Source organism: Pedobacter sp. D749, from assembly GCF_019317285.1.
GTDB lineage: Bacteria > Bacteroidota > Bacteroidia > Sphingobacteriales > Sphingobacteriaceae > Pedobacter.
In genome coordinates this window covers 3,704,448-3,731,205 of sequence record NZ_CP079218.1, presented here as the reverse complement: position 1 = coordinate 3,731,205, position 26,758 = coordinate 3,704,448, and the positions used below count along the sequence as shown (strand labels likewise).

The window sequence follows — 26,758 nt, the reverse complement described above, 5'->3', positions numbered from 1 at the left end:
TTTTAAAAGAGCTTCAATGGAAATAGATATACGAAAGAGAAATATTGGACTAAATTTTAATGAAAACGGGGAAGCTGAAATCAGGCTTTGGGCGCCGCTGGCCGCACAGGTTTCTGTGTTAAAAGGAGATGGCGAACTTACTTTAGCGCTGGTTGATGAGGGTTATGGTTACTGGCATTTGCAAACAGACCAGCTCAGAGCACATGATCAATTTGCCTTTAAAATTAATCCTCTAACCGGTGGAGAAACGCTAAATCGGGCAGATCCAGCTTCTTTATTTCAGGAAGAAGGACCTCAAGGACGCTCTACGGCATTTGATGTAAATGCTTTTCAATGGACGGATGTGGATTGGAAAGGAGTTAACCTGAATGATCTCATCATCTACGAGCTCCACACCGGAACCTTTACATCAGATGGAGATTTTGCCTCAATTGAAAGTAAACTCGATTATCTTGTTGAGCTTGGCATTACAGCCATAGAGATTATGCCGGTTGCACAATTTTCGGGCAATAGAAACTGGGGTTACGACGGCGTATTTCCATTTGCGGTGCAAAATAGTTACGGCGGACCACTGGCTTTACAGCATTTAGTTAATGCCTGTCATGCTAAAGGTTTGGCGGTAATTTTAGATGTTGTTTATAACCATGTTGGGCCAGAAGGAAACTATTTCTCCGATTTTGGTCCCTATTTTACAGATAAATACCATACCCCATGGGGGAAGGCCATTAATTTTGATGATGCAGGCTGCGATGCCGTGCGTAATTTCTTTATCGAAAATGCCTTAATGTGGTTCAGGGACTTTCATATCGACGCCCTTAGGTTGGATGCGGTACATGCAATTAAAGATTTAAGTCCTGTACATATTCTTGAGGAGATTAAAACGTATATCGAAAAACTTTCCCAATTTACGGGCAGGGCGTACCAATTGATTGTTGAACTTGATTTAAATGACGAGCGTTATATCCGGCCTCAAAGCGAATACGGTTATGGAATGGATGCCCAGTGGGTCGATGAGTTTCATCATGCACTCCGGGTTTGTACCGGACAGACAAAAGAGGGATATTATTCAGATTTTAATGGCGTAACAGATCTGGCTAAATCCTATCGGGATGCTTATGTGTACACCGGACAATACTCTGCGCACCAGCAGAGGAAATTTGGAATGCCCTTACAACAAGTTTCAGGTGCTAAATTTGTTGTTTTTTCACAAAATCACGATCAGGTGGGTAACCGTATGCTGGGCGAAAGAAGCAGTAAGCTGGTTAGCTTTGAAATGTTAAAGGTGATGGCTGCAGCAGTTTTTTGCAGTCCGTTTTTACCCTTAATATTTATGGGTGAAGAATGGGCAGAAACCAATCCTTTCCAGTTTTTTGTGAGCCATAGCGATGAGGAACTGATAGAAGCTGTAAGGAAAGGAAGAAAGGCAGAATTTGCGGCTTTCCACAATAATGGAGATACACCCGAACCCCAGGCAGTCTCTACTTTCGAACGTTCTAAACCCGACTGGGAAAAAATAGGTGAATCGAAGCACAAAACCATGCTCAGCTATTATAAAACTTTAATTGCATTGCGGAAAGAACATCCCGTGCTTGCTAACCTGGATCGGAATACTGTGCATGCGGAAGCTTTTTCTGAAAAAAATTGCCTGGTATTAAAGCGCTGGAAGGATAGCGAAGAAATCATGGCCTTGTTCAATTTTTCTAAACAAATACAAACCCTATCCATTGATCAGGCATTTCAACATGCCCCGGTGCTGTTAGATTCTACTTTGATAAAATGGAATGGCCCAAATCCAAAATCTAACCAGGTATCTGCTGAAGGCCAGATTACTTTATTTCCCGAATCAATTCTTATTCTTTACAAAACAGATGTATAAACCAACTTCTACCTATCGGATCCAGTTTCATAAAAATTTTAACCTCAAATCTCTGAATGAAATCATTCCTTATCTCATTGAGCTGGGGATCGGCACAATATACGCTTCACCAATTTTTGAGGCTATGCCCGGAAGTACACACGGTTATGACGTGGTAAATCCCCTCAAGATAAATCCAGAGATCGGTACCGAGGCCGAATTGATAAAAATTTCTAAAAAGTTAAAAGCTGCCGGCATCAGCTGGCTCCAGGATATTGTTCCCAACCATATGGCTTTTCATCCGGATAATATGTGGTTAATGGATATACTGGAAAAAGGAAATAAATCTGATTTAGTACATTTTTTTGATATTGATCTGCAAAAAGGCGACGGACGTCTGATGGTCCCTTTTTTAGGTGAGGATCTTGAAATAGCAATTGCAGAGCAGAAATTAAAGGTACTCGCGATAAAAGGCAAATACTACTTAAGTTATGGCGATTCTAATTGGCCGATAAATGCGGAAACAGCCAGGACCCTTTCAACACAGGACCTTAATGATATAAATACGGATCCTAATGCTTTAACCAGGATTGCTCAAAACCAGCATTATCGCTTGTGCAACTGGCAGGAAACCGATTATAACATTAACTATCGCAGGTTTTTTACTGTTAATGCGTTGATCTGCCTCAATATGCAACATCAGGAAACATTCGATCTTTATCACCGTTACATTTTTGAATTGATTGATAAAGGCATTTTCCAGGGTTTGCGGATTGATCATGTTGATGGTCTCTATGATCCTAAAGAATATTTACAAAGGCTTCGCAAAGCTGTTGGTAAAGATATTTATATCGTGGTAGAAAAAATTCTCGAAAGTGGAGAAGAGTTACCTAAAAACTGGAAAGTGCAGGGAAGTACCGGCTACGATTTTTTGGCAATGGTAAACAACCTTTTTACCAATAAAGAAGCAGAAAAACCCTTTAATAAACTTTATCAGGAAGTAACAGGTAAAAAACTTGATCCATCCAGGTTGATTTACGAAAAGAAAAGCAACATTTTGTTTAAGCACATGCAAGGCGAACTGGATAATTTGTTCGAACTCTTTTTGGCACTTAAACTGGCAGATTTTTCGACCGTTAAGCAAGATGATCTTAAAACGGCGCTTGCCGAAATGCTTATCGCCATGCCAGTATACCGGTATTATAACTATCAATTTCCATTGGCAGAGGCCGAATCACTTCATGTTCAAAATCTACTTACACCAATTCTCCAGCATAAAAAGCTGGTTAAAGCAGGAGAATTGTTGAAGAAAATCTTTTTGGAAAACCCAAAAAAGGCAAACGCCGCCCACAACAAAAAGTTGAGCCATTTCTTTCAGCGTTGTATGCAGTTTACAGGACCACTAATGGCCAAAGGAGTAGAAGATACCGCTATGTTCACCTATAACCGTTTTATAGGCCATGCGGAGGTGGGCGATGCGCCTGATGCTTTTGGAATGGCAGTGCCTGAATTTCATAATGAAATGCATAAACGCCAGCAGGACTGGCCATTTAGCATCAATGGAAGTTCCACCCACGATACCAAAAAAGGCGAAGATGTTAGGGCAAGATTAAATGTACTTAGCGATCTTCCGGATGAGTGGTCTCAATTGGTGCAGCAACTAAAAAAAACTTTCGAATCCTTAAAAAACCAGCATACGTCTTTTAATCTATTACATGATAATGATGTTTATTTAGTCCTGCAGACCATTATTGGCGCTTTGCCCTTTCGTGAGGATGATGATCATGAAATCGAAAACCGTTTGGCACAGTTTATTGTAAAAGCGTTACGGGAATCGAAAAAGCGATCAGACTGGGCAAATCCAGATGAAAATTACGAGGAAAAACTCACCGAATTTTCGCAGGCTATTTTAACTGAAAAGCAGGAGAGCAATAGTTTAATCAGAAATTTTTTAAAACGCATCTCCGATTTTGCAGTCATCAATAGTTTAGTTCAGCTTACCCTGAAATTCACTTGTCCTGGTATTCCGGATATCTATCAGGGAACGGAATTGTGGGATTTAAGTCTTGTTGATCCAGATAACAGAAGACCTGTTAATTATGAAGATAGGACGGATCTGATGGCAGCATTTGATGTGCCTGCTAATTTTAAAAAGCTTTGGGAAGACAGGTTTTCGGGAAAGATCAAAATGTGGTTAACTAAAACTTTGCTGAAGATCAGAAAATCCGAGTCCGAAGTTTTTGAACGTGGAGCGTACCTTCCTTTGCAGGTTAAGGGTAAATATAGCCAGCATATTTGTGCTTTTGCAAGGCAATATAAACAGCAATGGTTAATCACGGTGGTTCCTTTGGGGTTTGCTAAATGCTGTAAAAATCAAAATGTAGCAGCTGATAATTTTAATTGGGAAGATACCCAGGTATTGTTGCCAAATGAGGCACCTCTTGGCTGGCAAAATCTGCTAACCGAAAAAAAAGAATATAAAGATCCCTTATTCGAAGGGATTCTGATCAGCCAATTGTTTAACCACATGCAGTTGGCGGTAATTAAGTTAATTTCAGATAATAATCCGCGTTCTGCTGGTGTGCTTATGCATATTAGTGCTTTGCCATCCCGTTTTGGCATTGGCGATTTAGGCCCTGGCGCCAATAAATTTGTAGATTTTCTTGCCGAATCAAGGCAACGCTACTGGCAGGTTTTACCGATTAATCCAACTAAGAAAGAAACCGGATATTCGCCCTATTCCAGCAACTCTTCCATGGCCGGAAATATGATGCTGATCAGTCCTGAGCGCTTATTTGAACAAGACCTTTTAAATGAAAGTGATTTAAACGCCTGTATGTTACCAGAAGCAGGGCCTGTAGATTTCAAAAAAGTAGAAGAAATGAAACAGCGAACTTTAAATAAGGCCTATCAATCGTTTAAAATTAAGAGTGACGAAAACCTGGTAAATAAATTTAATCTGTTTTGCAAAAATGAACAAAGTTGGTTGGCCGATTTTTCACTTTATACCTGCATAAAGCAATATTTTAAGGGTAAAGAATGGTTTAACTGGCCAGAAAAATTTAAATTAAAGGATGCCGAAACCATCATTGATTTCGAAAAAAGCAATCAGTCCGAAATTGAAGAAATAAAATGGAACCAGTTTGTTTTTTATCACCAATGGTATAGGTTAAAAGAATATGCAAATGCGAAAGGCATAGGCCTGATCGGCGATCTCCCATTTTACCTCGATTATGATTCTGTGGAAGTATGGGGGCAACGTGAAAATTTTCTGCTGGACAAAAATGGAAACAGAACGGAGGTTGCTGCCGTTCCTCCTGATTATTTTAACGAAAAGGGGCAACTCTGGGGCATGCCGATATACAACTGGGAAAAGATGAAAGATAATGATTTTAAATGGTGGGAAAACCGGTTAAAGAAAAACCAACAGCTGTATAACCTTCTCCGTTTAGATCATTTTAGGGCTTTTTCTACTTATTGGCAGGTGGATGCCAGTAATGAGGATGCAGTAGATGGTACTTGGAAACCTGGAGCTGGTGCCATATTTTTTAAAACAATGGAAAGGAAATTGGGCAAACTACCATTTATTGCCGAAGATCTGGGTGAAATTTCAGCGGATGTAGAGCAGTTGAGAAAACAATTTAGATTGCCGGGGATGAAAGTACTGCAATTTGCTTTTGGCGACGATTTAGCCGGATCGGTGCATATCCCACATCTATACGATTCCGCAAATTTTATTGTTTATACCGGAACACATGATAACAATACCACCCTGGGCTGGTTTAAAAATGAAACAGATGCAAACCTTAGAAAACGACTTTCGAAGTATGTAGGTACAGCGGTTAATGAAAAAAATATAAATCCCATCCTGATCAGGCTCTGTTATGCTTCAATTGCCAAAATTGCCATAATCCCCATGCAGGATATTCTGCAGTTAGACGAAACTGCGAGGATGAATATACCCGGTAAGGCAACAGGCAATTGGTCATGGAGGGCAAATGAACAATTTATAGAGGAGAAAACGATAAAGTGGCTTAAAGCAGAAACCGAACTTTATGGGCGCTAAAAGCTTCAGAAAAAGTTGATCCATTCAGTTCGTGTGATCAATTTATTGCGTAAAAGCATTCTTAGTAACTACTATTTAATTTGTTGTTTATTGCCAATTAAACCAGAATAAGCATGGTGAGGGTGATTATTAAACCAGGATTAAATGTTTTTTAAAAATGAAAATTACCTAAACCATAGCTGATTTTTCATTGTTGATTATTTAAGACCACCGGTGATTTACCAAGGTTTAAACATCAATATCTTAAAATCAATACTATGAAAGCAGCAGTATTTCACAAACCTGGCGATATCCGGGTAGACAATGTTCCCGATCCGGAAATTCTGGATCCAAGGGATGTAATTCTGAAAGTCACCTCAACTGCCATCTGCGGTTCCGATCTCCACATCTTAAGCGGTGCAGTTCCACAAAAAGAACCATTGGTTATGGGGCATGAATTTATGGGGATTGTAGAAGAAGTTGGTGCTTCCATTACCAATCTTAAGCGTGGCGACCGTGTAGTGGTTCCTTTTCCCATTTCTTGCGGTAAATGTTTTTTTTGTACACATGAGGCGTCTCCGGCATGCGAAAATTCTAATTTTAAAAACTATGGCCCTAATGGAGATCTGATGAGTCAAAAAGGTGGTGCATTATTTGGTTATACCGATCTGTACGGTGGATATTCGGGCGGGCAGGCACAATACGTAAGGGTACCTTATGCAGATATCAGTCCGCGGATCGTTCCGGCCCATTTAAGTGATGAGCAGGCACTTTTTCTGACCGATATTTTTCCTACAGGCTGGTCGGCTATTGACTGGGCACAGCTCAAAGGAGGAGAGGTGGTGGCCATTTTTGGATCAGGGCCTGTGGGTTTAATGGCCCAGAAAGCAGCGTGGATTAATGGAGCGAGCCGGGTAATTGCGATCGATCCGCTTGACTACAGATTGGAAAAGGCAAAAGCTGTAAACAATGTCGACATCCTCAATCCACATAAAATTGATGTTGTAGCAGCCATTAGGGAAATGACTGATGGACGGGGAGCTGATGTATGTGTTGATGCAGTTGGCTTTGAACCTGAACGCAGCTTTATAGATAAGGTTAAGGCAACGATAAATTTTGAAAAAGGATCAATCAAAGTCCTTGAAATGTGTTTTGAGGCTGTCCGGAGGATGGGAACCGTATCTATTATGGGCGTTTATGGATCTCCTTATGATAATTTTCCGCTTTTTAGGATATTCGATAAAGGTATTACCATTAAGCAGGGGCAGGCACCGGTACTCAACTATATTGATAAGCTGATAGGGCTTGTAGATGAGGGTAAAGTAGTGCTGGATGATATTATAACCCATACACTTCCCCTTGAAGATGCAGCACGTGGCTATAAAATTTTTGATGAGAAGGAAGAAGACTGCGTTAAGGTCGTTTTAAAGCCTTAATGTATAATGAAACCTGAAAGGCTGTATCATAAAATAAAATTATCATCATGAGTGAGCTTGTACTGAGCGTAATCGAAGTGAAGGGCCTGTTTTAGGTGCCTTACGAGGCGTTCTGACAGGCCCAATATGACAATTCGATTGAATACATTTTATGATACAGCCTCATTTTTTATCCTTTTTTAAACCATTCCTTTTTTATTCTGCTGCTGTTATTAACTGCTCTTCTCAGTATACTGCAAATCAGCTAATAAAAAGGCTTTTCGAATAAACAGAGAACCATGAAGATTCGACTTGCTTTTTGTACTCATCTTTTTTTTCGAGACACCTCAAGCCGGTAGGGTATGGATTTGTTTTTTGCTGGTTGCTGTTTACATCCTATGAAATGGCTGTGCCTGAGCACAATTATCATAGAACGGTATCTATATTTTGCCTTAAAAAAATATTTTAATGATGTTATTGGCTATTTGGTTTGGATTCTACTGTATTTATACGTCATATAAGTTTACTTAAATTTAGGATTCATTGATTGGGATTATCCTTTTTATATTGATAGGTCCATATAATTACAAAATTGTTTCAAACATTTAAATTCTTATGAAAATTTAAAAAGAATCTTTTGCTTATTTGACTTAGTATTTGAGGAAGATTCGGCCAAATATAAAAATGGCACAAGATTCTTCTTAGAATAAGGTAAATGTCATTAAAATAGTGCTTTTCTAAATAAATTATCAATTTTAAATGGCATCTAAATTAATAATTATATATTTGCAGCCTTGAAAGTAAGCAATGTCTAATCCTATTAATCAGTGATTTGAATATTACTTATAACTGAGCCATAGGAATAAGGCTTTTTTAATTTTTGAAGATAACCTAAACAACTTGAATGCTTAATTTAGTTCTCTTTGGCCCTCCAGGGGCGGGTAAAGGCACCCAATCTGAAAAACTGATTGCAAAATATCAGTTGGTACACGTTTCAACAGGCGATCTTTTTAGAGCACACGTTAAAGGAGAAACCGAATTAGGAAAAAAAGTGAGTCAATTGTTAGCTGACGGGGAATTGGTTCCTGATGCCATTACAATTGCCATGCTTGAAGAAGAGGTAGATAAAAATCCTGATGCTAAGGGATTTGTGTTTGATGGATTTCCGCGTACTGTTCCGCAAGCAATTGAGCTTGATTTATTTTTAGAGCGTAAAGGCAGTAAAATTGCTGGTGTTATTGCTTTAGATGTTGATCAGGATGAGTTAACAAAACGTATTGCTGAGCGTCATAAAACCAGTGGTCGTCCAGATGATGATGCTGAAAAACTGAAAAAGCGAATTTCAGAATACTTTGACAAAACGATCCATGTATTGCCTTATTACGAAGAGCAAGGAAAGTTGAATAAAGTAAATGGAATTGGTGAAATAGAAACAGTTTATAATGATCTTTGCGCTGTAATTGATCAGTATAAAGTATAAAGTTCAGGTAGCAGTATAAAGGAAAGGCGTTAATTAATTCCCGATCCGTTATTCAAAAACATAAAAGGAGTTATAATGTTAAAACGTTATAACTCTTTAATTTTAAAGGCGTTGTCATTTCAACGTTCCAATAGTAAAACATTTCAATATTAAAATATGTCACAGGGTTCGAATTTCGTAGATTATGTAAAAATTTGTTGCCGTTCTGGTAAAGGTGGAGCAGGTTCGGCACATTTACATCGTGATATTTTAACGTCAATGGGTGGTCCTGATGGTGGTGATGGCGGTCGTGGCGGCCACATTATCGTTAAAGGAAGTATTCATATCTGGACATTGTTACACCTTAAATACCGTAAGCATATCATCGCAGAAGATGGTGGTGCTGGTGGTAGTTCCCATAAATTCGGTAAACAAGGCAAGGATGAAATTTTAGAGGTTCCGCTTGGTACCATTGCCAAAGATGCTGAAACCGGTGAAATCCTTTTTGAAATTACCAAAGATGGCGAAACTAAGATTTTAACAGCTGGTGGCCGTGGCGGTTTGGGTAATGCGCATTTTAAAAATTCTGTTCAGCAAACACCACGCTTTGCACAACCAGGTGAGCAGGGACAGGAGGTTTGGAATATTTTAGAATTAAAAGTTTTAGCTGATGTTGGCCTCGTTGGTTTCCCAAATGCAGGAAAATCAACATTACTTTCTGTGGTTTCGGCAGCTAAGCCAGAAATAGCCGATTATCCTTTTACTACCATCGTTCCTAATCTGGGTATTGTAAGTTACAGAGGTGGAAAATCTTTTGTAATGGCCGATATCCCTGGAATTATTGAAGGTGCATCAAAGGGTAAAGGTTTAGGATACCGTTTCCTGCGTCATATAGAACGAAATTCGGTGCTGTTGTTCATGGTTCCGGCTGATACAAGCCGTTCTATCAAAGAAGAATATGAAATCCTTAAAAGTGAGTTGGAGTCTTACAATCCTGAATTAATGCAAAAGCCACACGTTTTAGCCATTACCAAATCGGATATGTTAGATGAAGAACTGATGGAAGAAATGAAACAGGATTTGCCAAATATCCCATCGATATTTATCTCATCAGTAGCTGAAAAGAATATTTTAGAGCTGAAAGATATGCTTTGGAAAGCGATTGAAGGATAAGGCAGTTCATTAGTTCAATGGTCAGTTGTTCATTAATTTCTACTGCTGACTAATGACTTTACTATTAACAAAACTAGGCTCTAAAACTGTCTACCGCTAATCCAATCCATTCTTTAAATAACAACTCCCATATTGTTAAAGCAGTAGCGTTTGGAATAATTAAATTGTCCAATTCAAATTCGGTATTTCCCATAAAATTGGTCGGATAATATTCAATATTACGCTTGGCTTGTTTATCAAAAATTAGTTTTGCCCTTGGGATGTGCCATGCACTGGTAATGACCAGAATTTTAGCATTTGGGTTGTTTTTAGTAATGAGTGCCATGCTGTACCTGGCATTTTCGACGGTATTTCTGCTTCGCTTTTCAATCAGGATTGCAGTATCGGGAATGCCGATCAGTTTTAAGTATTTAAAGGCTAAATCAGCTTCTTTTACTTGTGAGTCTATTATATTGGCGTTTCCGCCACTAATTAATATCTGCTTAATATATCCTTTTTTATAAAGTGCAATTGCCTGGAACAATCTATCTCCTGCCCCATTAAAAGCAATTTCATTATTTCGCTTATTTAAACCCGAGAAACCTCCCAGTACGATGCCAACATCGTATTTTTGGGATTTTGGATAGTCGCCTGATACGTAAGTGTTTACTATTTTGCCAGCAATAAAACCATTGGAGAAAAAGAAAAAGATAATCAAGGTATATAATAAATACCTTTTCCTTTGTTTAGGTTGCTTAGATGCAACTGCAAAAATCAAAAGCACGCAAATCCAAACTATCGGTTTAATGAGGAAAAGCAGAATCTTCGAGAGGATAAAAATCATATGGAGATATTATCCCGTAAAACTAAGAAATTGTTTATAGGTAAAAAGGATTGCATGGATTAATTAATCCATGCAAATGACACATTGATCTCTTTATAACGTTATCCTTGTCCTTCCTGTACCTGACCATTTTCATGGGCATTTTCCAGAATCTCTTTCACATCTGATTTACGTTTTTTAGCAACCGTGTGTTTAAAATGAGGCACTTCATGTTCAACAATGTCTTCTTCAATGGCTTCTACGCCAAAAACTTTCTCTTTTAACAGGTTATATTTATCTTGGAAGCCATAACGCAGGTTTTTGGCCCCGCCAGCAATTTTTCCACGCGTGCCTGCACCGCTATCCGGAGCAAATAAAATACTAATTACTGCGCCAGCTGCTAAACCAGCCACTAAGGCAAGAGCTATTTTTGCACTGTTATCCGATTCGTGCTTTAAATATTTTCCGATTAACTTTCTGTATTTCATATAGTAGTGTTTTTTAAAAGCAACAATTAGCACGTTATAATGTTTCATGTTTTTTGAATTGGAATTAGCATCGTTCTTAATGCCTAACAACAAGGAGTAACTCCTGAATGAAATTAAGAATTATTGCAAATGACGGAATTGCCCCTGCTGTAAATTCCAACATCTGTTTAAAAAAAGACCAGACTTTTACCTAAGTTTAAAGTTAAAGCACAATATTTGAAATACTAAAAACAATTTACATGGTAAAAGCAACAATAAATAAAGAACATTATGCCTGTTCGGTAACCAATGGTTCTCATGATATTATAGTAGACGAACCTTTGGAGTTAGGAGGAACACATAAAGGTTTTGCCCCTAAAGGATTATTAATGGCCTCCTTAGCCTCGTGTGTAGCGATCACCTTAAGGATGTATGCCGATAGAAAAGAATGGCCTATTGATAAAATCGAGGTGGAAGTAAACATTGATACCGAAAACGGTGAAACAATATTTTTGGAAGAAATTACCTGTACCGGTGTGCTTACCGAAGAACAGAAAATCAGACTGGAAGAAATTGCAGCAAAATGCCCTGTTAGTAAAATCCTTGCCGCTGGTCATGAAATCAGATCGAAAGTGCTTTAAGGTATGATGGTGCAAAACTCCTTTACAGATTCATAAAAAGCTTTAATATCTTTGTAATCCACAGTATTTACTGCAGTAAAAAATAATGTATGCCTACCGAAATAAAATGTCCCAATTGTGCCCATGTTTTTCCGATGGAAGAAGCCATGGCCGAAGATTATAAGAAAGAGTTACGTGAGAAAGCGGCTGCTTATGCAAGGCAGAAAGATGAAGAATATCAGCGTAAGCTGCAGGTTTTCGAGTCAGAAAAACAGCAACAGCTGAAAGCTTTTGAGGCTAAACTTAACGAAGAGAAGACCAAACTTAAGGATAGCCTAGAGGAGAACCTGCGGAAAAGTATTTCGGCCGATTTCGAAACCAAACTGCAAATGCTGGAAGGTAATGCGAAAGATAATGCCGAAAAATTAAAGCTGGCCCGTGAAAAAGAACTGGAGTTTTTACGTCGCGAGGAAAGTCTTAAAGTAAAGGAAGAAGAAATGGAACTTGCTTTTCAACGTAAAATGCAAGAACAGCGTAATGAGTTGGTAGAACAGATTCGTAAACAAGAGGCAGAAAAGAATAGCATTAAAGATACTGAACATCAATTGCGTTTAAAGGAATTGGAAAAACAGCTCGACGATCAGAAAAAACTGGCCGAAGAGATGAAACGCAAAGCCGAGCAGGGTAGTATGCAATTGCAGGGCGAAGTGCAGGAATTGATTTTGGAAGAGCTGCTTCGTGTTAATTACCCTTTTGATTTAATTGAAGAAGTTGGTAAAGGTGTGCGTGGGGCAGATTGTGTACAGGTGGTGCGTAATCAATTTGGACAGGAATGTGGTAAAATTATTTACGAAAGCAAACGTACCAAAGATTTTGGTGGCGACTGGATCGAAAAACTGAAGAAAGATATGCGCAGCATGGGCATTGATGTTGCGGTAATTGTGAGTCAATGTTATCCGAAGGGCATGGATTGTTTCGGACAACGTGATGGGGTTTGGATCTGTTCTTTTGAAGAAGTAAATGCCGTAGCCTATGTTTTGCGTGAAGGTATTTTACGCTTGGCAGGTGCGGTAAAATCGCAGGAAAACCGTGGCGAGAAAATGCATATGTTGTACGATTACTTAATGGGCGCAGAGTTTTCTGAACAATGGAAGGCAATCAGGGAGGGTTTTATGAGCATGAAACTATCCATACAGCGCGAACGCGATGCGATGGAACGTTTATGGAAAGCACGCGAAAAACAATTGGAGAAAGTATTGTTAAACGCCACACATATCCGTGGTTCTATAGAAGGAATCGCAGGTAGCGATAGTGTGCAATTGAGTTTAACCGACGATGACGATGATACTTTGCTTTTAGAGTAACTCACAGCACTTCATCCCGTCCCGATTTTTATATCGTTCATCATCCTGAGGGTTAATTTATTTCATAAAAATCAATATAAATGACAGTATTAATCTACGCGTAAAAATCCCTTGAGTTACCGTCATTTCGAGCGGAGTGCAACGCAGTCGAGAACCCGAAGGCTCTGCGAAGCAAAATCTAACTAAATAGATCTCTCCATTTCGCTGCGCTACAGTCGAGATGACGACCTTTCTATTGGTATCCTGTCAATGGTAGCTTGTTTTAGTATCCATTATGCCAGTTAGATCCTGAGATGAACTCATGATGACGACTTCAGGTAAGTTTACTTCCCGAGAATTTCACAGATTACCGCAGAAAAAACAATCAATTTGCGGTAATCATCTTAACTCTGCGTGACTGTTTTTTGTGTTTTATAGTTTATTGTGCCGGGTCACCTTAACAGATCATAACAGCTGACCGCAGAAAAATATCTTATTTTATAATATCTTAGCGAAACCGTTAAACCAAGCATTATTACCATGGCCAGAACCAAAAACCACATCGAACTTCAATTTTTAAGCGAACCCTCTGATGTTAACTATGGAGGTAAGGTGCATGGTGGGATGATGATGAAGTGGATTGATCAGGCTGCTTTTGCCTGTGCCTTGCAGTGGAGCCAAACCTATTGTGTAACGGTTTATGTGGGTGGCATCAGGTTTTTTCATCCGGTTCATATCGGGCATCTGGTTAAAATGGAAGCACGCATTATTTATACGGGTAAAACCAGTATGCATATTGCCGTTGATGCTTTTTCTAAACCAGTAGGTCAAACCGATTTTGTGAAGAACACACACTGTATTATTGTGTTTGTCGCAGTAGATGACAATGGGCAGCCAAAGGCAATTCCGGCTTTTAAACCCAAAACCGAAAAAGAAATTGCCATGCATGGTTATGCCATTAAATTAATGGAATTGCGTAAAAGCATTGATAAGGAAATGGAACCATACATCGTTTAGCGTTGGGCGGGTGGCGTTGCAATCGCCTATTGACCATTTTCTATCTCACAAATTTTCTCTGTGTCCTCTGCGTAAACTTTGCGCCCTTTGCGGTTAAAAGAAATAGAATCTACTCTGCAACTGGTAAACTAAAACAAAACTTGCTGCCCTCACCAATGGCGCTTATTACCCATATTTTTCCGTTTTCTGCTTCGATAAAATCTTTAGAAATGGCAAGCCCCAATCCGGAACCTGATTTATTCTGACCATCAGTTGGTACCTGAAAATACCTGTCGAATAGTCTTTTTTGGTATTTTTCGTCAATGCCTTTTCCAAAATCACGGACAGAGAATTCAATAAAATTGTCTTTTTGCAACACATCAATAATTACCTTCGATTTTTCTGAACTGTAACGCAAGGCATTAGATAAAAAGTTAACCATTACCCAGGCAGTTTTCTGAATATCGGCATTTACATTTGGTAAGTTTTGGTCGCAGTTAAGCACCAGTTGAATCAATTTCTGTTCAGCCTGGAATTTAACAGCATCAATCGCATAACTCACAATTTCTTCAGGTTTGGTTACAGCAAATGTGAGTTTTAAATTGCCGGTTTCTACCTGCGAAAGATCAAGCAGTTCGCTGGTAATTTTTAATAATCTGTCGCTATCCTCTTTAATGTGGTTAAGTAACTCGTGCTGCTCTTCGTTCATCATGCCCACACGCTCATCGTTGAGCAATTTCAAACTCATTTTAATCGATGAAAGCGGTGTTTTCAGCTCATGGGAAACGGTTGCAATAAAATTTGTTTTGGCTTCATCAAGCTCTTTAAACTGCGTAATATTTTTTAAGGTGTAAACGCTTCCCGCAGATTTAGATGAGGCAATTAATGTGCTATCATCCTGCTCTTCATAATTTGGGATGATGATTTCGCGATTTTCCAGCAGGAAATAAGATTCTTTATCGTCAGTATAAATTTTTAAGGTATTGTCATTGGTGTCAGGTTTAATAATCCTTTTGAGCAACTCATTTTTTTGTATCAGTTCGGCTACATTTTGACCAATAACCTTGTCTTCATCCAAACTCATCAGTTTTGCAGCCAGATGGTTTAAAAAAAGCACTTCACCTTTCTCATTTAAGCCGATAATGGCATCCTGCATTTGTGCAATAATGGCTTCAATGCGCGACTTTTCGGATTTGATTTTAGATAAGTTACTGTTTTCCCATTCATTTAATTTAACCACCATTCCGTTAAAGGAGTTGGCCAGTTCTGTAAATTCATCTTCGTTTTCGAAGTGCAAACGCTGTTTATAATTTTTACGACTGATTTGCTTAATTGCTGCACTAAACTCGGCAAGTGGATTGGCTACAAAACCCGGGAAATTGACAATAAATGTAAAAAGGATGATAAAACTCAATGTCGCGGCAATCATAATATAGAGGTTTGCCCTTGATGAGGTTTCATTAGCCAACTCATTTTTATCGTAAATGGCCTTCATATTTACCTGTTCAATATTTTGTAACGCAACACGTAAATTTTTAATGCTATTTTCTTTGATGGTTAACGATTGCTGGCTGTTTAATATGTTAAAAGCCGCTTCTAATTTCTGGAAAGCTATTTTTTCGCCGGATTCCGTAATGTTTAATCCTTCGTTTTGCAAGTTTTCTTTAAATACAGTCAATTGAGTGCTGCTTAATGGAAGTCGGTTCTGATCGATTACATTCCGCATAGCAGCAACATATTTCAATGATTTATAGTTGTCTTTAAGAATTACTTTTGATTTATTGGAAAGCTCGTTTAAGAAAAAGAGCGCAATCAATCCGAATGATAAAACGATTATAAAGAGAAACCCGAATCCGAGGCGAAGCTTGGTTTTTATTTTCATCTGTTCTTATTTGTTTTTAATGGTGATGAAGCTATCATGATTTACTTATTTATTGTGAAGTTTTGTAAATCATTGATGGTTTCATGATTTTTTTGTTTAACTGCAAAGGGCTGAGAAGTTTTCGCTATTAACGCAAGGCAATTTCTCTCTTTTTTGTGTAAAAATAGGTTATAATTAAATCTGTTTCCTGATTAACTAAATTAGATAACAAAGGTTAAATAAATAGCATCTGTTTAGCCTGTGGTCAATAGCTATGCCAGTAGATATGGGTTTTGCTTAAGTTGTTGTTTTTTAGTGTGATAAGGTGTTTTGTTATTATTTTAAGTAAAAAAACCTTTTCATTTTGGAAGGGTTTTTATCAAAATGAAATTTTACTTTTGAAAGTTCAAAGTACTGTTTTTTGTTCATAAACCTTTTTGAATGGTAGCTGCCGGTTTCACGCCGGCACTACAAACGGAGCAGGACTGACGCTCCTATGAAATGCTGGCTGGGCTTTCCAAAAAAAGATTAGACTATTATTTTAGGAAAGCAGATGTTGAAGCATTTAGGTTGGTGTAGTTCCCGCTGTCCGCTTTACTGTGTGCCGCTTCCATCGGGTTTAAGTGGCACGGCGAGTAATAATATTTGGGGTTGCAGCGTGCTGAAAAATGATTAGAATTTAATAAACTTCTCTATCTGCTCGTTGGTAAACTTAATTGTATCTGTTTGGCTTAAGTTGCCTTCTGTATCTAATTCGGTTTTTATATTCGGAATGTGTAAACGTAAGGGTAAAACATGCAGGTTAATATAGTGGCAAACGCCTGTAAAATGATCTACTCCACGGATATTGCCATATTTGCCAGAAGAAATTCCAACCAGGGCTGCTTTTTTATCGTAAAAACTATCTGGGAAATTAGAGGCGTCTATTAACACTTTTAATACGCCCGGGTAACTTCCATTGTATTCTGGCATAATAAATAAAAACTTTTCGGTATTATAGATCATGTCTTGGATTTCCTGAAAAGCTGCTGATCTTTTACCGTACATATCCGTGTTCAAAACATCTATAGGCAGGTGCTCCAGGCTGAACAGATTGGCATCGGCACCTTTTTCTTTTAGTTGCTTCTGGTAATATTTGGCAACTTTTAGCGTATTGCTATTGGGCCTGTTGGTAGCGGCTATAATTGTGATCATGGATAATTGTTAATAAGATGTGTAAAACCCAAACACGCTTCTTGCTAAAATTGCCATATAGTTTGTATCTTAGCTGATTGTGAAAAAGGCCGTAAACAACGCAAAAATAGAACTTTTTGCCAATTAAAACGCATAAATAACACAGCCCAAATAAACGTTAAGTAAATTTCGGATACATAGATGAGCAAAATTATTGCATTAGCAAATCAAAAAGGTGGCGTTGGTAAAACAACTTCATCTATAAACCTGGCTGCGAGTTTAGCCGTACTAGAATATAAAACTTTACTGGTAGATGCTGATCCTCAGGCAAATTCAACTTCAGGTATCGGTTTCGATCCCCGGAATATTAAAGACAGTATTTATGAGTGTATCATTAATGATATTGACCCTTTACAGGCCATTCAAAAAACAGATACACCAAATTTGGATTTACTGCCTGCCCATATCGATCTGGTTGGTGCGGAAATCGAGATGATTAACCTCAACAACCGCGAGTATAAAATGAAAGCGGTTTTGGAGAAAATCAAAGATCAGTATGATTTCATTATCATCGATTGTTCTCCATCCTTAGGTTTAATTACCATCAATGCTTTAACAGCAGCCGATTCAGTTATTATTCCTGTTCAGTGCGAATATTTCGCGCTTGAAGGTTTAGGCAAGTTATTAAATACCATCAAAATTGTTCAGAACCGTTTAAATCCTGATCTGGAGATTGAAGGTATTTTATTAACCATGTACGATGTACGTTTACGTTTATCGAACCAGGTGGTAGAAGAGGTGAGAACGCATTTTCATGAACTAGTTTTCGATACCATTATTCAGCGCAATACACGTTTAAGCGAAGCACCTAGTTATGGCGTTTCGGTCATTATGCACGATGCAAATTGCAAAGGTGCCATTAACTACCTTAACCTTGCCCGCGAAATTGTGAAGAAAAACGGTCTTTTAAAGGAAGAAGAAAACATAGGAACAGCAACTTTATAAATTATAGATGACATCTTTTCAGCGAAAAACAGGTTTAGGAAGAGGGTTAAGTGCGCTTTTAGATGATAGCGAATCTGCTCATCCGCCGAAACAGCAGGTAAATGCTGTGAGCGAAACCGAGCAGATTGGCAATATCAGTCATGTAAGTTTAACTGAAGTTGAAACCAATCCATACCAGCCCCGTACCGAATTTGACCAGGTAGCATTAAACGAGCTTGCCGATTCGATCAAGATACAGGGTTTAATACAACCCATTACGGTTAGAAAATTAGGCGCAAACAAATATCAGCTCATTTCAGGTGAGCGTAGGTTCAGGGCGTCAAAACTAGCTGGTTTAACACAGATTCCTGCTTACATCCGCAGTGCCAACGACCAACAGATGTTGGAAATGGCCCTGATCGAAAATATTCAGCGCGAAAATTTAAATGCCATCGAAGTAGCATTAAGTTTTCAACGGATGATAGATGAGGTTGGGTTAAAACAAGAACAATTAGGCGAACGTGTAGGTAAAAACCGTACAACGGTGACCAATTACCTGCGTTTGTTAAAACTTCCTCCTGCTATTCAGGCTTCCATCCGTGATCAGAAAATTAGCATGGGGCATGCAAGGGCCTTAATTAATGTTGATGGTGTGGACAAACAGTTGTTTATTCACCAGGAAATTTTAGAAAAAGGCTTATCTGTACGTAAAGTAGAAGAGCTTGTGCGTAATCTGCAGCACATACCTTTAAAAGCCGGCGAAAAATCAAAAGAAAAAGCTGTTTCTTTTCAGTATCAAAAATTGCAGGATGATCTGGCTTCTAAATTTGCTACCCGTGTAAAGTTAAAAGTAACCCAGAACGGTAAAGGGGCGATAGAAATTCCTTTTATGAGCGATGATGACTTAAACCGAATTCTAGAGTTATTAGACTGGTAATGCAAAAAACTAAGCTTTTCTTACTGGTTGCTGCATTTACACTTTTCCTTGTAAACTTAGCCTCGGCGCAGGTTAAGGATACGTTGTTAAAACCTGCAGATACCTCGAAAATTAAATTATCTAAATCTTTAGATACTGCGGCTAAAAAACCGATGACGAGAAAGGATTCGATGAAAGCCAAGTATGTTAATCCGGGTAAAGTTGCCGGTAGAAAAGCTGTTTTCAGATCGATGATTATACCGGGTTGGGGCCAATTGTATAATATGCAACTGCTAAATGATGGTTATGGTACAAGAGCGGGAAAAAGCCAGTTTTTTCAAAAGCTGTATACCGGTGGTAAGATTGCGGCTATTTATGGCGGTATAACCGTGCTTACTATGTCGTACATTGAAAGTAGTAAACAATATGATTTATCGCTAACAGAATTACAATATCGCGACGCGAATAACGGTCAGCCTGATCCTAACGGTCCTTTTGGTAGCCGTTATTCAACAACAGGCATCACCCAGCGTAAAGATACGTATAGAAGGAATAAACAAATTGTGTTATTCTCTTACGGTTTGGTTTATTTTGCCAATATAGTAGATGCCTACGTTGCAGCCCGTTTGCATTTCTTCAATATTGATGATAACCTTTCTTTTAAGGTAATGCCATCTATCATTAATACCAATTCGGTATACGGTTTTAATGCAACGCCTGCACTAAAATTATCATTAACATTTTAATGCCGAAACCGTCGTGAAAATCAATAAAAGGATATTACATTTGAAATTGTGATGATGTGGCAATTAGCGGTTAGGAATAAAAAATAAGAACAGAAACTGAAAATAACATAACGATGAAAATTGCGCTTTTAGGATATGGTAAAATGGGGCAGATTATCGAAAAATTTGCGGTGGAACGTGGCCACGAAATTGTTTTGAAAATAACGATCGATAACCAGGAAGATTTAACCAGACAAAATTTAAAGTCAGCTGATGTGGCTATCGATTTTAGTACGCCTGATTCGGTTTTAAAAAATATTGATGCCTGTTTTGATGCCAATGTGCCAATAGTTGTGGGTACAACCGGTTGGTATGGCAAACTCCAGGAAGTAAAAAACGATTGCAGCAATAGTAACAATACATTGCTTTATGGGTCTAACTTCAGTATTGGCGTAAACTTATTCTTTAAGCTTAATCAAACTTTGGCAAAGCTGATGAATAACTATCCTGCCTACGAAGTTCAGGTTGAAGAAATACACCATACCCAAAAACTGGATGCGCCAAGTGGTACAGCCATTACGCTTGCAGAAGGGATTGTAGATAACCTGGAAAGAAAACAAGAGTGGTTAAACGAAGTGGTAGGAACTGATGTAGAATTGTTTCCCAAAGCAGAACAATTGTTGATAGAATCGCACAGGATAGAAAATATTCCAGGTACACACACTGTAATTTACAGTAGTGAGGTAGATGAAATAGAAATTAAACATACCGCCCATAATAGAGCAGGTTTTGCTTTAGGTGCCGTAGTAGCAGCAGAGTGGCTAAAAGATAAAAAAGGATTTTTTAATATTACTGATATTTTTGAATAAAGTCGAAAGCGTAAAGCTGAAAGACCAAAGCATAATATAGTCTGTGAAATCACTCAATCTGTGAAATCACAACCAAGGATTACAGATAACAGGTAGCCGGTTAAATAAATCGCGAAACCAAAAATAAGAAATATGAATTATAAGTTCTGGCAACGAAAAAAAGATGCCCCAAAGAAGAAAAAAACTAAAACCCGCGAGTGGGTTGATGCAATTGTTTTTGCAGTGGTGGCTGCAACCATTATCCGCGTATTTTTTATAGAGGCTTACACCATTCCGTCCGGTTCGATGGAGAGATCTTTGCTTATCGGCGATTTCCTTTTTGTGAGTAAAGTTAATTACGGTGCACGTATTCCGATGACCCCTGTTGCTTTTCCTTTTGCGCATCATACGATGCCTTTAACCACTTCTACAAAAGCTTATTGGGATGGTGTACAGTGGAAATATCACCGTTTGCCGGGTTTATCTAAAATTAAAAGAAACGACGTAGTGGTATTTAACTTTCCTGAGGGAGACACGGTTGCTGTAGAAAACCAGGCAGAAAGTTATTATACTTTGGTGCGTAGTATGGGCCGCCAACAGGTGAGGAGTACCTTCACAATAGTAGATCGCCCGGTAGATAAACGTGAGAATTTTATTAAGAGGTGTATTGGTATTCCGGGCGACGTCATTTCGATGAGCAATGGGGTTGCCAATGTAAATGGCAAAAATGAGCCTTTAAAAAACACAGGTATGATGCCATATCGCATCGAGTTTAAAACCATGGATTTTAATTATGCTGTACTTGATGAATTTAAGCTGAATTTAGGAGGAACACCTGCTATTGCAGATAAGACATACGTTGTGGATGCATCTCCGGAAATTGTGGAAAAACTGAAAACTTTTGATTTTGTGAAATCAGTTACCTTAAGTCCTGATCCTGCCGGAGACGTTCCGGGTGGTGTTTTTCCAAACGATCCAAACAGGGTGTGGAACAGGGATAACTTTGGTCCTGTTAAAATCCCTTCAAAAGGATGGACCGTAAAAATCGACAGCAATACTATGCCGTTGTATTACAGGGCAATCAGAACTTACGAAGGAAACAAAGTAGAGCAAAAAGCAGGTGTTTGGTATATTAATGATAAGGTGGCCACTACCTATACTTTTAAAATGGATTACTATTGGATGATGGGCGATAACCGCCATAATTCGGCCGATTCGCGTTATTGGGGTTTTGTACCCGAAGATCATATTGTAGGAAAAGCTTTATTTGTTTGGATGAGCTGGGATAGTACCGCATCTTTCTTACATAAAATAAGGTGGAGCAGATTGTTTATGGGAATTCATTAATAAAATATAATTCTTTAGAATGGGCGGATAATCGAAAGATTATTCGCCCATTTTGTTTATGGCAAGTTTATAATTAACTTTTAAAAAAAATTAAAAAGTATTGTAATGTTTTGAAAATATTTTTTAAGTTTGAACTGTAATCAAATATCATGTCTGTAATTGTTGAGAAAAACCAGCGCCTTAGGGCTGGTGTTATAAAGCATTTATATTATAAAAAATCGCTATCACTTACAGACTTGAGTAAGCTGACGCAAAAGAGTTTGCCTTTGGTTACCGCCGTAGTTAATGGTTTAATCGCTGAAGGATATATTATAGAAGAGGGTTTTGCACCATCAACAGGTGGCAGAAGAGCTGCAATGTTCTTGATCAATCCAAATCTAAAAAAATACATTGTAGCCCTTGCAATGGATCAGCTCACATCCAGGTTAACCATTTACGACCTTTCGAGAACAATGGTTACGCCAATTCGGACTTTAGAGTTCGAACTTTCCTCAAAAGAAAGCAATATTGGCGACCTTGTAAATTTCATAAACAACAGTATCGATCAATCTGAAATCAACAGAACAGCTATTTTAGGGGTTGGTATTGGCATGCCGGGCTTTGTTAATGCTGATGAGGGCATAAATCACTCTTTTCTTAAAGTGGAAGAAGGAACAACCTTACAAAAGTATCTTTCGTCTAAAATCAATTTACCGGTATATATAGATAACGATTCTAGTTTAATTGCGATGGCCGAATTAAATTTCGGAGAGGCAGTTAATTTAAAAGACGTAATGGTGGTTAATATCGGCTGGGGAACAGGTTTGGGAATTATAGTAAATGGTAAATTATACCGGGGCAGTAGCGGCAGTGCCGGTGAGTTTAGTCATATTCCACTATCAAACAGCGACAATTTGTGTTCTTGCGGTAGAAGAGGTTGTTTAGAGGTTGATACTTCCTTATTGGTAATGGCTAAGCGAGCAGAAGAAGCAATAGCCGGAGGCGCTGAATCGAGCATGAAAGAACTTTTTAAAGATAAAAGTAAACACCCTGCAGATCATTTCTTATACGCTGTTGGTCAACAAGACCCCGTAGCCGTATCAGTATTGGCCAAAGCTATTTTTCAATTAGGCAAAGGAGTAGCTACATTAATCCATCTTTTAAACCCTGAATGTATTGTTTTGAGTGGAAGAGGGGCTAAGGCAGGTAAAATGCTTTTGCCACCAATCCAGCAAGCTATCCATGAGTTCTGTATTCCGCGAATAGCCGAGCAAACTAAAATAAAACTGTCTACCCTGACTGATGAAGCTGAATTATTGGCTGCCGGAAGTTTGACAGTAGAGTATAATCAATTTGACTAAAGACATTCTTAAACATAAAACCAAGGCATATGCAAAAATAAAAATCAACTTATCAAGTCTCGCACTACCTTAAACTTATTTTAAACTACTAAACTAAAAATTATGAAAAAAATGTACTTAAAGTGTCTAAGTGTGTTGTTGTTATGTTTTTTAACAATAACAGCATTTGCACAAAAGAATATTACCGGCACAGTAAAAGATGCGTCGGGGCCTCTTCCGGGTGTAAGCGTTTCTGTTAGAGGAACTGCAAAAGTAACTCAAACAGATGGCAGTGGAAAATTCTCTCTATCAGTAAGCCCTAACGAAATTTTGGTATTTACTGCAATAGGTTATGCCAAGCAAGAAATTAGCATAAACGATCAAACATCAATAAATGTAACCCTAAAAGAAAGCTCTAATCAGCTTGATGAAGTTAACGTAGTAACAACTGCACTGGGGATTAAGCGCCAGGAAAAATCTCTTGGTTACGCAGTAAGTACAGTAACGGCTAAACAATTAACAGAAGCAGGAAATACCAATTTTGCATCTGCATTATATGGTAAAGCTGCAGGTGTTAAAATTACAACAGCTCCAGGTGGTGCCAGTAGTGCGGTAAATGTTCAAATCAGGGGTATTAACTCTATTAACTACAATCAACAACCTTTATATGTTGTGGATGGGGTAATGATCAGAAATGATGGACAAAATGGTGCAGCAGGAGCAAACAATAATAACTATTGGGATGATCAACGTGTACGTGGTAATGGCATTTTAGATATCAACCCTGCAGATATCGAAAGTTTAACCGTATTAAAAGGAGCAAGTGCATCTGCGCTTTATGGTTCTGATGCAGCGAGTGGAGTTGTAGTAATTACGACCAAAAAAGGTTCAAAGAACAGAGGTTTAGGAGTTGATTTTAACTACCAGGGTTCAATTGATCAGGTTGCTTTCTTACCTAACTTCCAAAACACTTATGGTCCTGGTTATGATAGGGAAACTAACGTAGCAAACGGCGCAACTGAAGAAGGCTGGATTGCTGATGCAGTTTCTCCAAGTGGTTTCAGACCGTATTTCAGAGCCTATGCGAATTTTGGGCCTAAAATGGAAGGCCAACAAGTAAGGTGGTGGGATGGTTCAATTCGTTCATACTCTCCTCAACCAAATAACTATAGAGATGTATACCAAAATGGATATACTTCTAACGCAAACGTTGCAATTTCTAATCAGACAGAGGGCGTTAACTATCGTTTCTCTGCTTCTCGTTTAGATTATAAAGGTACTCAACCAGGAAATACCGGTGCTAAAAATACTTTTAACTTAAACTCTACAGTCAAACTTGCACCAAAATTATCTGCAGATGTGATTGTGAGTTATGTAAATACCATTACTAAAAACAGACCTTACCAATTAGGTCAGGTTTTAGGCTCATTTGCTGGTTTTTTCAGCCGTGCGGAAGATATGGGCCTCATGAAAGAAAGATTCCAAACGAGTAATGGTTACAAGTATGCTACTTTTGATCAAACTGCTCGTCCTGAACCATTCCTTTTCAATATCAGAGCAACCAATTTATTGGATTTTTATTGGCAACAATTGAAAAACCAATATGACGAAAATGAAAACAGGTTGTTATCTAGTTTCACTTTAAACTATGACGTAGCCAAAAACCTAAAGTTGAGAGGACGTATTGGTAATGACTATACCAGTGTTAAAACCGAAAATCATCAGTTTACTGAAATTCCAAGCGCGCTGAACACGAATACAAGTACTGGAGCTTATACAACAACTCAAGGACAGTATTCTGTACTTTACGGAGACGCATTGTTAACTTACTCAAACAAAATTGGTGAAGATTTTGGTCTATCAATTAGTGGTGGTTACCAAGGTAGAAAAGAAACTTATAAAGACTTAAAATCAAACACTAGAGATGGACTAGTAACAGAGAACTTCTTTGCATTATCTAACTCTTTTAATGTGGCAGAGACTACTGAAGCACGTAAAGAGCAACTTAAGTATGCTTACTTAGGTTTAGTGAATTTAAGTTATAAGGATTTCTTATTTGCTGAAGGTACGGCCAGACAAGAATATGTTTCTACCCTTCCTCCAGGAAACAATCAATACTCTTATTATTCAGTAAACAGTGGTTTTGTGTTTAGTGATCTTTGGAAATTACCAAAATTCTGGAGTTATGGAAAATTAAGAGCCTCTTACGGCGTGGTAGGTAATGCTCCTCCAATTTATGAAGCAAACATTTCATATAAACAAACTTCTTTACAAAGTATCAATGGCCCTGTGCCATCAATAGTATCTTTGAACTCGTATGGAAACTTAGGCTTAATGCCTGAAAAGAAGCATGAAGCTGAATTTGGTTTAGAAACCAGATTTTTAAACGGCCGATTAGGTTTAGATGTGAGTTATTATAATAATAAGATCAAAAATCAAATCTTACCTTTAGATGTTACGGCAACAAATGGCGCACAAAAGCAGATTGTAAACGTTGGTGAAGTAGGTAATAAAGGATGGGAGATTGCTTTAAACGCAACACCGGTTTCTGGAAAATTTAGATGGGATACCCGTTTAAACTTCTCAACCAATAAATCGAAAGTTAATTCATTGTATGATGTCAATTCTGAGATCAATTTTTATTCTTCAGATCAGGCTACGGCTAAAATTGTGGCCAGAGCTGGCGAGGATTTGGGTAACATCTATATCCGCCCAAGAAAAACTGATGCGAATGGAAATTACTTAATTAATGATGATGGTTACTATGTAATGGATAATTCTGTTTATGTTAAGGCAGGAAACATTATGCCGAAAGCAGTTGGTGGTTTCTCTAACACTTTTAGCTACGGAAACTTTGCATTAGACGTAACTATCGATTACCGTTTCGGTGGCAAAATGATTGCGCCTAACTTGAAATATATGCGTGGTGCAGGTATGTTAGAAAATTCGATGGAATTCAGAGATGCAGCTAGTGGCGGTTTAAGTTATACCAGCAATGGTAAAACCTACAATGATGGTGTAGTTTTGCAGGGTGTAAATCAAACCACCGGATTGCCAAATACGAAGGTGCTTTCTGCTGCTGACTATTATATAACGACCTATAATTGGGGTGAAGGTTCATTAACCGAAGCAGAGATTTTTGATAACGATTATATCAAAATGAGAGAGATTGTGTTGAGCTATAAAATCCCGGCTTCTTTCACTAAAAAACTAAAAATTTCTAATTTAAGATTTTCATTGATCGGACGTAATCTATTTTACATCCACAGAACTTTGAAAGATCTGGACCCAGAGGCACCGCTAGGAAACAAATGGTGGTCGCAAGGTGTGGATGTCGGCTCAACAGCTGCATCTAGAAACTTTGGATTCTCATTAAATGCAAATTTTTAGCCAATTACAAATAAGATATT

The 26,758-nt window shown here is 38.3% G+C and carries 19 protein-coding genes; 15 read left to right on the top strand and 4 right to left on the bottom strand.

Annotated features, from left to right (window positions below; translation table 11 throughout):
• Positions 1–16 precede the first annotated feature (16 nt).
• From treZ to obgE, 5 genes are all read left to right on the top strand, one after another.
• The gene (treZ, locus tag KYH19_RS14980; protein WP_219075696.1) at positions 17–1,876 is read left to right on the top strand and encodes a malto-oligosyltrehalose trehalohydrolase; all 1,860 of its coding nucleotides are present in this window, start codon (positions 17–19) and stop codon (positions 1,874–1,876) included.
• Positions 1,869–5,921 carry a malto-oligosyltrehalose synthase gene (gene treY, locus KYH19_RS14975; RefSeq protein ID WP_219075695.1) on the top strand — a complete coding sequence of 1,351 codons (4,053 nt, stop codon included), beginning with the start codon at positions 1,869–1,871 and terminating at the stop codon, positions 5,919–5,921. The genes treZ and treY overlap by 8 nt, the downstream gene beginning before the upstream one ends.
• Before the next feature lie 257 nt (positions 5,922–6,178).
• Positions 6,179–7,336 (top strand): zinc-dependent alcohol dehydrogenase, encoded by a 1,158-nt coding sequence (locus KYH19_RS14970; RefSeq protein ID WP_219075694.1) that lies wholly within the window; start codon positions 6,179–6,181, stop codon positions 7,334–7,336.
• 883 nt (positions 7,337–8,219) lie between these two features.
• Positions 8,220–8,795, top strand: a complete 576-nt coding sequence (locus KYH19_RS14965; RefSeq protein ID WP_121283653.1) for an adenylate kinase — start codon at positions 8,220–8,222, stop codon at positions 8,793–8,795.
• Between the two features lie 156 nt (positions 8,796–8,951).
• Positions 8,952–9,947: a GTPase ObgE gene (obgE, locus tag KYH19_RS14960; protein ID WP_029277724.1), complete on the top strand. Its 996-nt coding sequence runs from the start codon at positions 8,952–8,954 to the stop codon at positions 9,945–9,947.
• Positions 9,948–10,020: 73 nt separating this feature from the next.
• Here the strand turns inward: obgE and KYH19_RS14955 are convergent, their stop codons facing one another.
• Both KYH19_RS14955 and KYH19_RS14950 read right to left on the bottom strand, forming a co-directional pair.
• Positions 10,021–10,770 carry a YdcF family protein gene (locus KYH19_RS14955; protein WP_219075693.1) on the bottom strand — a complete coding sequence of 250 codons (750 nt, stop codon included), beginning with the start codon at positions 10,768–10,770 and terminating at the stop codon, positions 10,021–10,023.
• A gap of 101 nt (positions 10,771–10,871) precedes the next feature.
• Positions 10,872–11,237 carry a YtxH domain-containing protein gene (locus KYH19_RS14950; RefSeq protein WP_132400671.1) on the bottom strand — a complete coding sequence of 122 codons (366 nt, stop codon included), beginning with the start codon at positions 11,235–11,237 and terminating at the stop codon, positions 10,872–10,874.
• A 239-nt stretch (positions 11,238–11,476) separates the two neighbouring features.
• Between KYH19_RS14950 and KYH19_RS14945 the strand changes: the two genes are divergently transcribed.
• The 3 genes from KYH19_RS14945 (at position 11,477) to KYH19_RS14935 (ending at position 14,196) form a co-directional block, all read left to right on the top strand.
• Complete coding sequence (locus KYH19_RS14945) at positions 11,477–11,857, top strand: OsmC family protein (RefSeq protein ID WP_132400486.1); 381 nt, start codon at positions 11,477–11,479, stop codon at positions 11,855–11,857.
• Between the two features lie 89 nt (positions 11,858–11,946).
• Entirely contained in the window at positions 11,947–13,200 is a 1,254-nt protein-coding gene (locus KYH19_RS14940; RefSeq protein WP_255562433.1) for a DUF2130 domain-containing protein, read from the top strand.
• Positions 13,201–13,719: 519 nt separating this feature from the next.
• Complete coding sequence (locus KYH19_RS14935) at positions 13,720–14,196, top strand: acyl-CoA thioesterase (protein ID WP_121283650.1); 477 nt, start codon at positions 13,720–13,722, stop codon at positions 14,194–14,196.
• A gap of 109 nt (positions 14,197–14,305) precedes the next feature.
• Here KYH19_RS14935 and KYH19_RS14930 read toward each other — a convergent pair whose 3' ends face one another.
• Positions 14,306–16,057 carry an ATP-binding protein gene (locus tag KYH19_RS14930; RefSeq protein WP_193420581.1) on the bottom strand — a complete coding sequence of 584 codons (1,752 nt, stop codon included), beginning with the start codon at positions 16,055–16,057 and terminating at the stop codon, positions 14,306–14,308.
• A 651-nt stretch (positions 16,058–16,708) separates the two neighbouring features.
• The gene (locus tag KYH19_RS14925) at positions 16,709–17,230 is read right to left on the bottom strand and encodes an NADPH-dependent FMN reductase (RefSeq protein WP_219075692.1); all 522 of its coding nucleotides are present in this window, start codon (positions 17,228–17,230) and stop codon (positions 16,709–16,711) included.
• Positions 17,231–17,410: 180 nt separating this feature from the next.
• On the opposite strand from KYH19_RS14925, the gene KYH19_RS14920 reads away from it, so the two are divergent.
• From KYH19_RS14920 to KYH19_RS14890, 7 genes are all read left to right on the top strand, one after another.
• A complete protein-coding gene (locus KYH19_RS14920; protein WP_055912555.1) occupies positions 17,411–18,214 on the top strand; it encodes a ParA family protein in 804 nt (267 codons plus the stop codon).
• A gap of 7 nt (positions 18,215–18,221) precedes the next feature.
• The gene (locus tag KYH19_RS14915) at positions 18,222–19,130 is read left to right on the top strand and encodes a ParB/RepB/Spo0J family partition protein (protein WP_121283647.1); all 909 of its coding nucleotides are present in this window, start codon (positions 18,222–18,224) and stop codon (positions 19,128–19,130) included.
• The gene (locus KYH19_RS14910; protein ID WP_219075691.1) at positions 19,130–19,855 is read left to right on the top strand and encodes a DUF5683 domain-containing protein; all 726 of its coding nucleotides are present in this window, start codon (positions 19,130–19,132) and stop codon (positions 19,853–19,855) included. Before KYH19_RS14915 ends, KYH19_RS14910 begins: the two co-directional genes overlap by 1 nt.
• Before the next feature lie 113 nt (positions 19,856–19,968).
• Positions 19,969–20,703, top strand: coding sequence for a 4-hydroxy-tetrahydrodipicolinate reductase (dapB, locus tag KYH19_RS14905; RefSeq protein ID WP_121283645.1), 735 nt, complete (start codon positions 19,969–19,971; stop codon positions 20,701–20,703).
• Positions 20,704–20,835: 132 nt separating this feature from the next.
• The gene (gene lepB, locus KYH19_RS14900) at positions 20,836–22,029 is read left to right on the top strand and encodes a signal peptidase I (RefSeq protein ID WP_219075690.1); all 1,194 of its coding nucleotides are present in this window, start codon (positions 20,836–20,838) and stop codon (positions 22,027–22,029) included.
• A 149-nt stretch (positions 22,030–22,178) separates the two neighbouring features.
• Positions 22,179–23,369: an ROK family protein gene (locus tag KYH19_RS14895; RefSeq protein ID WP_219075689.1), complete on the top strand. Its 1,191-nt coding sequence runs from the start codon at positions 22,179–22,181 to the stop codon at positions 23,367–23,369.
• Between the two features lie 102 nt (positions 23,370–23,471).
• Positions 23,472–26,738 (top strand): SusC/RagA family TonB-linked outer membrane protein, encoded by a 3,267-nt coding sequence (locus KYH19_RS14890; protein WP_219075688.1) that lies wholly within the window; start codon positions 23,472–23,474, stop codon positions 26,736–26,738.
• Positions 26,739–26,758 lie beyond the last annotated feature (20 nt).

What these genes read in the sequence shown, in the direction of transcription:
- treZ (WP_219075696.1), top strand. Translation starts at nt 17, where the DNA reads ATGGAAATAGATATACGAAAGAGAAATATTGGACTAAATTTTAATGAA.
- treY (WP_219075695.1), top strand. Translation starts at nt 1,869, where the DNA reads ATGTATAAACCAACTTCTACCTATCGGATCCAGTTTCATAAAAATTTT.
- KYH19_RS14970 (WP_219075694.1), top strand. Translation starts at nt 6,179, where the DNA reads ATGAAAGCAGCAGTATTTCACAAACCTGGCGATATCCGGGTAGACAAT.
- KYH19_RS14965 (WP_121283653.1), top strand. Translation starts at nt 8,220, where the DNA reads ATGCTTAATTTAGTTCTCTTTGGCCCTCCAGGGGCGGGTAAAGGCACC.
- obgE (WP_029277724.1), top strand. Translation starts at nt 8,952, where the DNA reads ATGTCACAGGGTTCGAATTTCGTAGATTATGTAAAAATTTGTTGCCGT.
- KYH19_RS14955 (WP_219075693.1), bottom strand. Translation starts at nt 10,770, where the DNA reads ATGATTTTTATCCTCTCGAAGATTCTGCTTTTCCTCATTAAACCGATA.
- KYH19_RS14950 (WP_132400671.1), bottom strand. Translation starts at nt 11,237, where the DNA reads ATGAAATACAGAAAGTTAATCGGAAAATATTTAAAGCACGAATCGGAT.
- KYH19_RS14945 (WP_132400486.1), top strand. Translation starts at nt 11,477, where the DNA reads ATGGTAAAAGCAACAATAAATAAAGAACATTATGCCTGTTCGGTAACC.
- KYH19_RS14940 (WP_255562433.1), top strand. Translation starts at nt 11,947, where the DNA reads ATGCCTACCGAAATAAAATGTCCCAATTGTGCCCATGTTTTTCCGATG.
- KYH19_RS14935 (WP_121283650.1), top strand. Translation starts at nt 13,720, where the DNA reads ATGGCCAGAACCAAAAACCACATCGAACTTCAATTTTTAAGCGAACCC.
- KYH19_RS14930 (WP_193420581.1), bottom strand. Translation starts at nt 16,057, where the DNA reads ATGAAAATAAAAACCAAGCTTCGCCTCGGATTCGGGTTTCTCTTTATA.
- KYH19_RS14925 (WP_219075692.1), bottom strand. Translation starts at nt 17,230, where the DNA reads ATGATCACAATTATAGCCGCTACCAACAGGCCCAATAGCAATACGCTA.
- KYH19_RS14920 (WP_055912555.1), top strand. Translation starts at nt 17,411, where the DNA reads ATGAGCAAAATTATTGCATTAGCAAATCAAAAAGGTGGCGTTGGTAAA.
- KYH19_RS14915 (WP_121283647.1), top strand. Translation starts at nt 18,222, where the DNA reads ATGACATCTTTTCAGCGAAAAACAGGTTTAGGAAGAGGGTTAAGTGCG.
- KYH19_RS14910 (WP_219075691.1), top strand. Translation starts at nt 19,130, where the DNA reads ATGCAAAAAACTAAGCTTTTCTTACTGGTTGCTGCATTTACACTTTTC.
- dapB (WP_121283645.1), top strand. Translation starts at nt 19,969, where the DNA reads ATGAAAATTGCGCTTTTAGGATATGGTAAAATGGGGCAGATTATCGAA.
- lepB (WP_219075690.1), top strand. Translation starts at nt 20,836, where the DNA reads ATGAATTATAAGTTCTGGCAACGAAAAAAAGATGCCCCAAAGAAGAAA.
- KYH19_RS14895 (WP_219075689.1), top strand. Translation starts at nt 22,179, where the DNA reads ATGTCTGTAATTGTTGAGAAAAACCAGCGCCTTAGGGCTGGTGTTATA.
- KYH19_RS14890 (WP_219075688.1), top strand. Translation starts at nt 23,472, where the DNA reads ATGAAAAAAATGTACTTAAAGTGTCTAAGTGTGTTGTTGTTATGTTTT.